The sequence below is a fragment of the Streptomyces niveus genome, from assembly GCF_001723055.1.
GTDB lineage: Bacteria > Actinomycetota > Actinomycetes > Streptomycetales > Streptomycetaceae > Streptomyces > Streptomyces niveus.
Genome location: NZ_MDCR01000242.1, coordinates 1 through 5,417 on the forward strand (window position 1 = coordinate 1; position 5,417 = coordinate 5,417).

Annotated in this window: 6 protein-coding genes and 1 pseudogene; all 7 read right to left on the minus strand. The window is 70.9% G+C overall.

Annotation, left to right across the window (positions count from 1 at the left end; translation table 11 throughout):
- Positions 1-584: hypothetical protein (locus tag BHU15_RS25710; protein ID WP_218028078.1), on the minus strand; the 584-nt coding region annotated here is incomplete at its 3' end.
- Positions 585-741: 157 nt separating this feature from the next.
- Positions 742-996 (minus strand): hypothetical protein, encoded by a 255-nt coding sequence (locus BHU15_RS25715; RefSeq protein WP_069629365.1) that lies wholly within the window; start codon positions 994-996, stop codon positions 742-744.
- Between the two features lie 202 nt (positions 997-1,198).
- Positions 1,199-1,798, minus strand: coding sequence for an HD domain-containing protein (locus BHU15_RS25720; RefSeq protein WP_255293212.1), 600 nt, complete (start codon positions 1,796-1,798; stop codon positions 1,199-1,201).
- A 32-nt stretch (positions 1,799-1,830) separates the two neighbouring features.
- Complete coding sequence (locus BHU15_RS25725) at positions 1,831-3,072, minus strand: Cmx/CmrA family chloramphenicol efflux MFS transporter (RefSeq protein WP_069629367.1); 1,242 nt, start codon at positions 3,070-3,072, stop codon at positions 1,831-1,833.
- Positions 3,073-3,188: 116 nt separating this feature from the next.
- The gene (locus BHU15_RS39390) at positions 3,189-3,863 is read right to left on the minus strand and encodes an HD domain-containing protein (protein WP_255293213.1); all 675 of its coding nucleotides are present in this window, start codon (positions 3,861-3,863) and stop codon (positions 3,189-3,191) included.
- Between the two features lie 81 nt (positions 3,864-3,944).
- Positions 3,945-4,877 (minus strand): annotated as a pseudogene (locus BHU15_RS39395) (YihY/virulence factor BrkB family protein); the annotation flags it as partial.
- On the minus strand, positions 4,874-5,417 hold a 544-nt coding region (locus BHU15_RS40365; protein WP_069629369.1), incomplete at its 5' end, for a DUF6286 domain-containing protein. The pseudogene BHU15_RS39395 and the gene BHU15_RS40365, both read right to left, overlap by 4 nt.

Below are 5,417 nucleotides of genomic sequence, written 5' to 3' on the forward strand. Positions count from 1 at the left end.
GACGTGGACGTGGACGTGGACGTGGACGAGGACGAGGACGTGGACGAGGACATGGCCGGGCTCTTGGCCGGGTCGATGAACGACAGCCTCAGGTCCTGCGGCAGGCTGCCCTTCGGGGAGGTGAAGCGCACCTGTGCCCCGTCCGCGTCGTCGGTGTAGAAGGCGGGCGCGCCGGCCCGCTTCGCCTCCTCGGCCACGCCGTCGTCAAGGCCCAGAGGAACGTTCTGCCACGGTCCCCAGGCCCCGTCGCGGTGGATTCGCGTCTCGGCGGTCAGTCCGCTGTCGACGGCGGATTCCTTCTTCCAGCTGAGGCCGATCGACGAGAATTCCTCCCCGGTCATCGCGCCGGTCGAGAACACCTTCTCGGACTGTGCCGCCGCCGCCTTCGGCGCGGCCTTCACGGAAAGGGATCCGGAGGGCTTGCCGTTGTTGTCGGTGAGCGTGGCGCTTTCGACCTGAGGGGAATCCGCTGTCGTCGCTTCAATCGTCGGCGACGAGGAGCCGGTACCCGCGGAGGCCGCGATGGGCACCGTAAGCGATACGACACCGAGAGCAATCGCGGGGATGGTCTTACGAAACTGCATGAACTTCCCTATGTCGTAACCATGGGTCAAGGCACAGCATGAGGGGACGCGATCTGCCCGTGGGGGGTGGGGGGACAGCCCGCCGCCCCGGTTCAACACCAGGGCGGCGGACCGCCGTTGGCAGAAGGTCAGCGTGTCCCCGCCGAGGGGGGACCGGTCAGCGGTTCCAGATCTGGTAGACGGTGTTGGGCTCGCCCTCGCACCACACCTCGCTGTACCCGTTCTGCTGGGCGAACTGAAGCTCCTCGGCTTCGCAGGCCTCCTTCGACGGGTACTTCCAGCCGCCGGCGATGATCCAGCCGTCGCCGGGCGGCGGCTCGGCGGCGGAGGCGGTCGTGGCGGTCAGCGGGATGGCGATCGCGGCGGCGCTGACAGCGAGGCCGATACCGATACGAGAACGCAAGGACTTCATCATGATTCCTCCAAGTGGGGGAGAGGACTTGAGACTTACCGCGCACAACTCCTCTACGGGAGTGCCACGGCCGGCAGGCCATCGGCTCTGCCGGCTCAACCGGCGGTGCGCGTGTTCTTCGTGAGGTATGACGCTTGTATTGCGTCAGGAGTTCAATGTGTGGCGGACATTCTTGAGATCGGTTCTCCCCGACCGTCCGCGGTCACACTCTCCGGCGCTTATCGAGCGGATGGGAAGAGGTCCGTTCCGCCCACTCTCCCGCCATCAACTCCGCAGCCGCGCACCCCGGTTTGCGTTCCGCCTGGTCCTTGAACAGGCGTACGAATGCAGGGGCGAATCCCTGTCGGGGATATGCCTTAACGAGTGTGTCGACGAAGGAGGGGGCGAAAGCCTCCAGGCCCGTCCCGGACACATCGGCGCTGGTTCCCACTTGGAGCAGCCGGCTCTCCAGGTCCACCTCCGGCGCGACGTCGTCCCGCATGTGGAGCACGATCAACTCGGCCGTCCGGTCGCGTCGTTCGGCCGGCCAGCCGAGACCGGCCGTGAAGACGCGGGCCAGGTGGCCGCCGGCTTCTTCGAAGACGAGCGTGTGGCTGTCGAAGGGCGGGGTGAGAGCCAGGTCGTGCAGCATCGCCGCGACGAAGAACAGCTCGCGGTCGAAGTCGGAGCCGAGGCCGCGCGCCTGTGCCCAGGCAGCGCCGAAGAAGTAGGACCGCACGCTGTGGTGGTAGAGCGCCTCGTCCGCGTACTCCGCACAGACCGTTTGCGCCGCCTCGGCGGCCCGTCCGACGGGTACGCGCACCCCTGCGACCTCGACCGGCATTGCCCGGCAGCTCACCGCTGGGAGCTGTCCGCCGTGGTGGCGGTCGTGGCCGTCTGCGCCCCCTGGATCTCCGGGCTCTCCGGGCTCTTCGCGATGACCCGCGTACGGCCTGCGCGTTGGTGGCGCATCGCGAGGGCCACCAGACCCGCGGCCACCACCGTCATCGCCGCGCCCGCCCATGCCGTCGACGCGAAGCCGAGGCCCGCGTCGATCACCGTGCCGCCCAGCCAGGGGCCTCCGGTGTTGCCCAGGTTGAACGCCGACGTGGCCGTGGCTCCGGCAAGGATCGGGGCCGCCGCCGCCACGTTGAACATCCGGGCGTTCAGCGCCGGTGCCGTGAAGAACGCCGAGAAGCCCAGCAGCAGAGACAGCACCACCACTGCCACCGCGCTCGACGCGAGAAGCGCCAGCGCCGCCAGGAACACCGTCGACGCCACCACTCCGCTCAGCAGCACACCGAAGAGATGCGCGTCCGCGACCCGGCCGCCGATCACCGTGCCGATCAGGGCGCCGACGCCGAACAGCGCGAGCACCGTCGGGACCCAGCCCTCGTCCAGCCCGGCCACGTCCGTCAGCAGCGGGGCCAGATAGGAGAACGCGCAGAAGACCCCGCCCGCCGCCAGTGCCGTGATCGCGATCGCCAGCCAGACCTGGCGGTCGCGGTAGATCAGCAACTCCCGCCGCAGCTCGGGCTTCCGCTCCGGCAGCGGGATGCGCGGGATCAGTGTCGCGACTCCGACCAGTGCGATCGCCGACGCGGCGCCGACCGCCCAGAAGGCGGAACGCCAGCCCAGATGCGTACCGAGGAACGCGCCCGCCGGCACACCGAGCACGTTCGCTATCGAAAGGCCGCCGATCATCACGGCCATCGCGCGGGCGCGCGACGTCTTCGGCACCATCGCGATGGCGACCGCCGCGCCGACCGCCCAGAAGCCCGCGCACGCGAACGCGCTGACGACGCGCGAGACGAACAGCACCTCGTAGGTGGGCGCGAGCGCGCCCGCGACCTGGCCGAGCCCGAAGACGGAGATCAGCGCGATGAGCGTCGTACGGCGCGGCATGCGCAGCGTCCCCGCCGCGAGCAGCGGGGCGCCGACCACCATGCCGATCGCGAAGGCGGATATCAGCAGACCGGCCTGCGGGATGGAGACATCCATGTCGTCGGCGATGGGCGGCAGCAGCCCGGACAGCATGAATTCGCTGGTCCCGAGAGCGAAGACGGAGAGCCCGAGGATGTACACGGCAAGGGGCATACGGGCGCGGCTGGGCGCGTCGGGAGCGGAATCAGGCATGACACCTACAACCACCCGTGTCGTCTCCGCCATTCCTGCCGGCGCGGGTCAGTGCTGGGCGTGGCGGTCGGCGGCGGTCAGTCGGTCAGCCTCTCCAGCTCGGCGGTGAGATTCGCGCGGGCCCGCTCCTCCCAGGCCGCCGCACCGTGCGGCGTACGGAACAGCCTTTGCAGGTCAAGGAGTTGACGCAGCACGGCCGCGCGGCCCGCCCGGAACGCGTCGTCGGGGACGAAGCCGTACTCCTCCCGTACGGCCCGGGTGTACGCCTCGTACTCCTCCGGTTCGCCCGCCAGGATCGCGAGATCCGCGTCACACAGCACCTCGCCGTTCGTATCGCCGGGCGCCGGGTCGTGGCTGACGGTGAGGCGGACGAGACGGGCGACCTCCGCCGTGACCTTGGCATCCACCCCCGCCTCGGTGAGCGCGCGCACGGCGAGGACGGCGCTGCGCTCCTCGTTCTCGGAGCGGTCCGGGCGGTAGACCGCGTCGTGGAACCAGGCGGCGAGACGCACGGCCTCGGGGTCGGCGGCGTGCGGGGCGAGCGTGTCGATGTGCTCCAGGACGGCGAGCAGGTGATCGGCGGTGTGATATCGGCGCTGGGGCTCGTCCCACCGCGTCAGCAGTTCGTCGGCGTAGGGCAGGGCGTCGGGGATTTCCTCCTTCCGTACGGCGGTGAGGGTACGCAGCCAGCGGCCACGCAGGGTGTCGTCTTCGGGCTCGGGGGCGTTGCGAGCTGTTGCCGGGGCTGCCATGGGTGAAGAGCCTAGATGGCTGTGCGCGGCGGCCAACTCCGCGTTGAACTGGGCGCCCGCCACCAGCGACAGATTCGACAGCCACAGCCAGACGAGAAAGACGACGCTGCCGGCGAGCGAGCCGTAGAGCCGGCTGTACGTCCCCGAGTGGGCCGCGTACAGCGCGAAACCCGCCGACATCAGCAGCCACAGCAGCACCGCGAGCACCCCGCCGGGCAGCGCGCGCCGCAGATGCCGGGTGCCGGGTGGGCCCGTACGGAAGACGATCAGGACCAGAACCGCCGCGAGCGCCAGCAACAGCGGCCACTTCAGCCCCGTCCACACCACGCTCGCCGTACTCCCGACACCCAGCAACGGGCCGATCCGATGGACCGCGTCGCCCGTCAGCACCAGCGTGAACGCACTCGCGACGAGGAGCGCGAGCAGCGCGCACGCCGTGATCACGATGCGCGGCGCCTTGCGCCACGGCGTGTGGTGGTCGACGGCGCCGTTCATGCGGTGCAGCGCCCGGCGGAAGACGCTGAGATAGCTGGAGGACGACCAGAGCGCCCCGACCGTGCCGAAGATCGTCAGCAGCCAGGCCGCGGTGCGCTGGTGCGTCATCTGGTTCAGCGCCTCATGGATGAGCTGCCGGGACTGGGCCGGGACGAGCGCGGTGATCTCGGTCGCCAGCTCGTTGGACGCCTGGGAGCCGGCGAGGCCGATGGCGGCCACGGTCACCAGGAGGGCCGGGACGATCGCCAGGACCGTGTAGTACGTGAGGGCGGCGGCCGAGTCGGTGGCGTCGTCCCGCCACAGGGCGATCGGGGTACGGCGGAGCGCCAGGGCGTAGTGATGAGGCCGGTGCGGGGGGTGCTTGACGCGTGGTGGATGCGGGGGCCACCAGGTGTGTGCCGGGCGGGACTTGGGCACTCTGGTCTCCCCGTTGGGTGGGTGGCGGTCGAACTCCGCAGCCGTCCTGTCGTGCTGCCTGCCCTTCAGGGTGCCCTGCGCCGGGCCTTCGATGCTGCTCACAGCAGTGGCGCACGTGTGGTGTCGCGCGTGCCGCGCGATCGGCTGAGGCCGGGGCGGGACCGGCCCGTGGTTCCGGCCGGGGCCCGCAGCCGTACGACCGCGTCGATGTGCCGCGCGCCCTCACTGCTCGTCCGGGCGTCGGCGACCGGCCCCTCGTCGATCCGCCGTATGACATCGGCGGGGACGGCGTCCGGCTCCAGCCGCACGGCGAATGCCGCGCGCAGACGGTGCCGCCGGCCCGACAGGGTCACCTGCGCCCGGTGCACGCCCGGGATCCGCTCCGTCCGCTCCTCCATGACCGCCGCCAGCGCGCGGGTACGAAGCCCGAGCCCCGGCCGTGGCAGGGGGAGCGTGCGCGGCTGCCCCGTCCGGAACTGGGCCAGCAGCCACCACATGAGCAGCAGGAACACGACGGCGAGCGTCGCGATGACGGCCGGGGTCCACCAGCCGTGGTCCCGCAGCCGCGACAGCAGGGCGCGGTCCGTCAGCGCGCCGTCGGCCCGGGCGGTGGCCGGCGCGGGCCACCAGCCGGGCCGACGG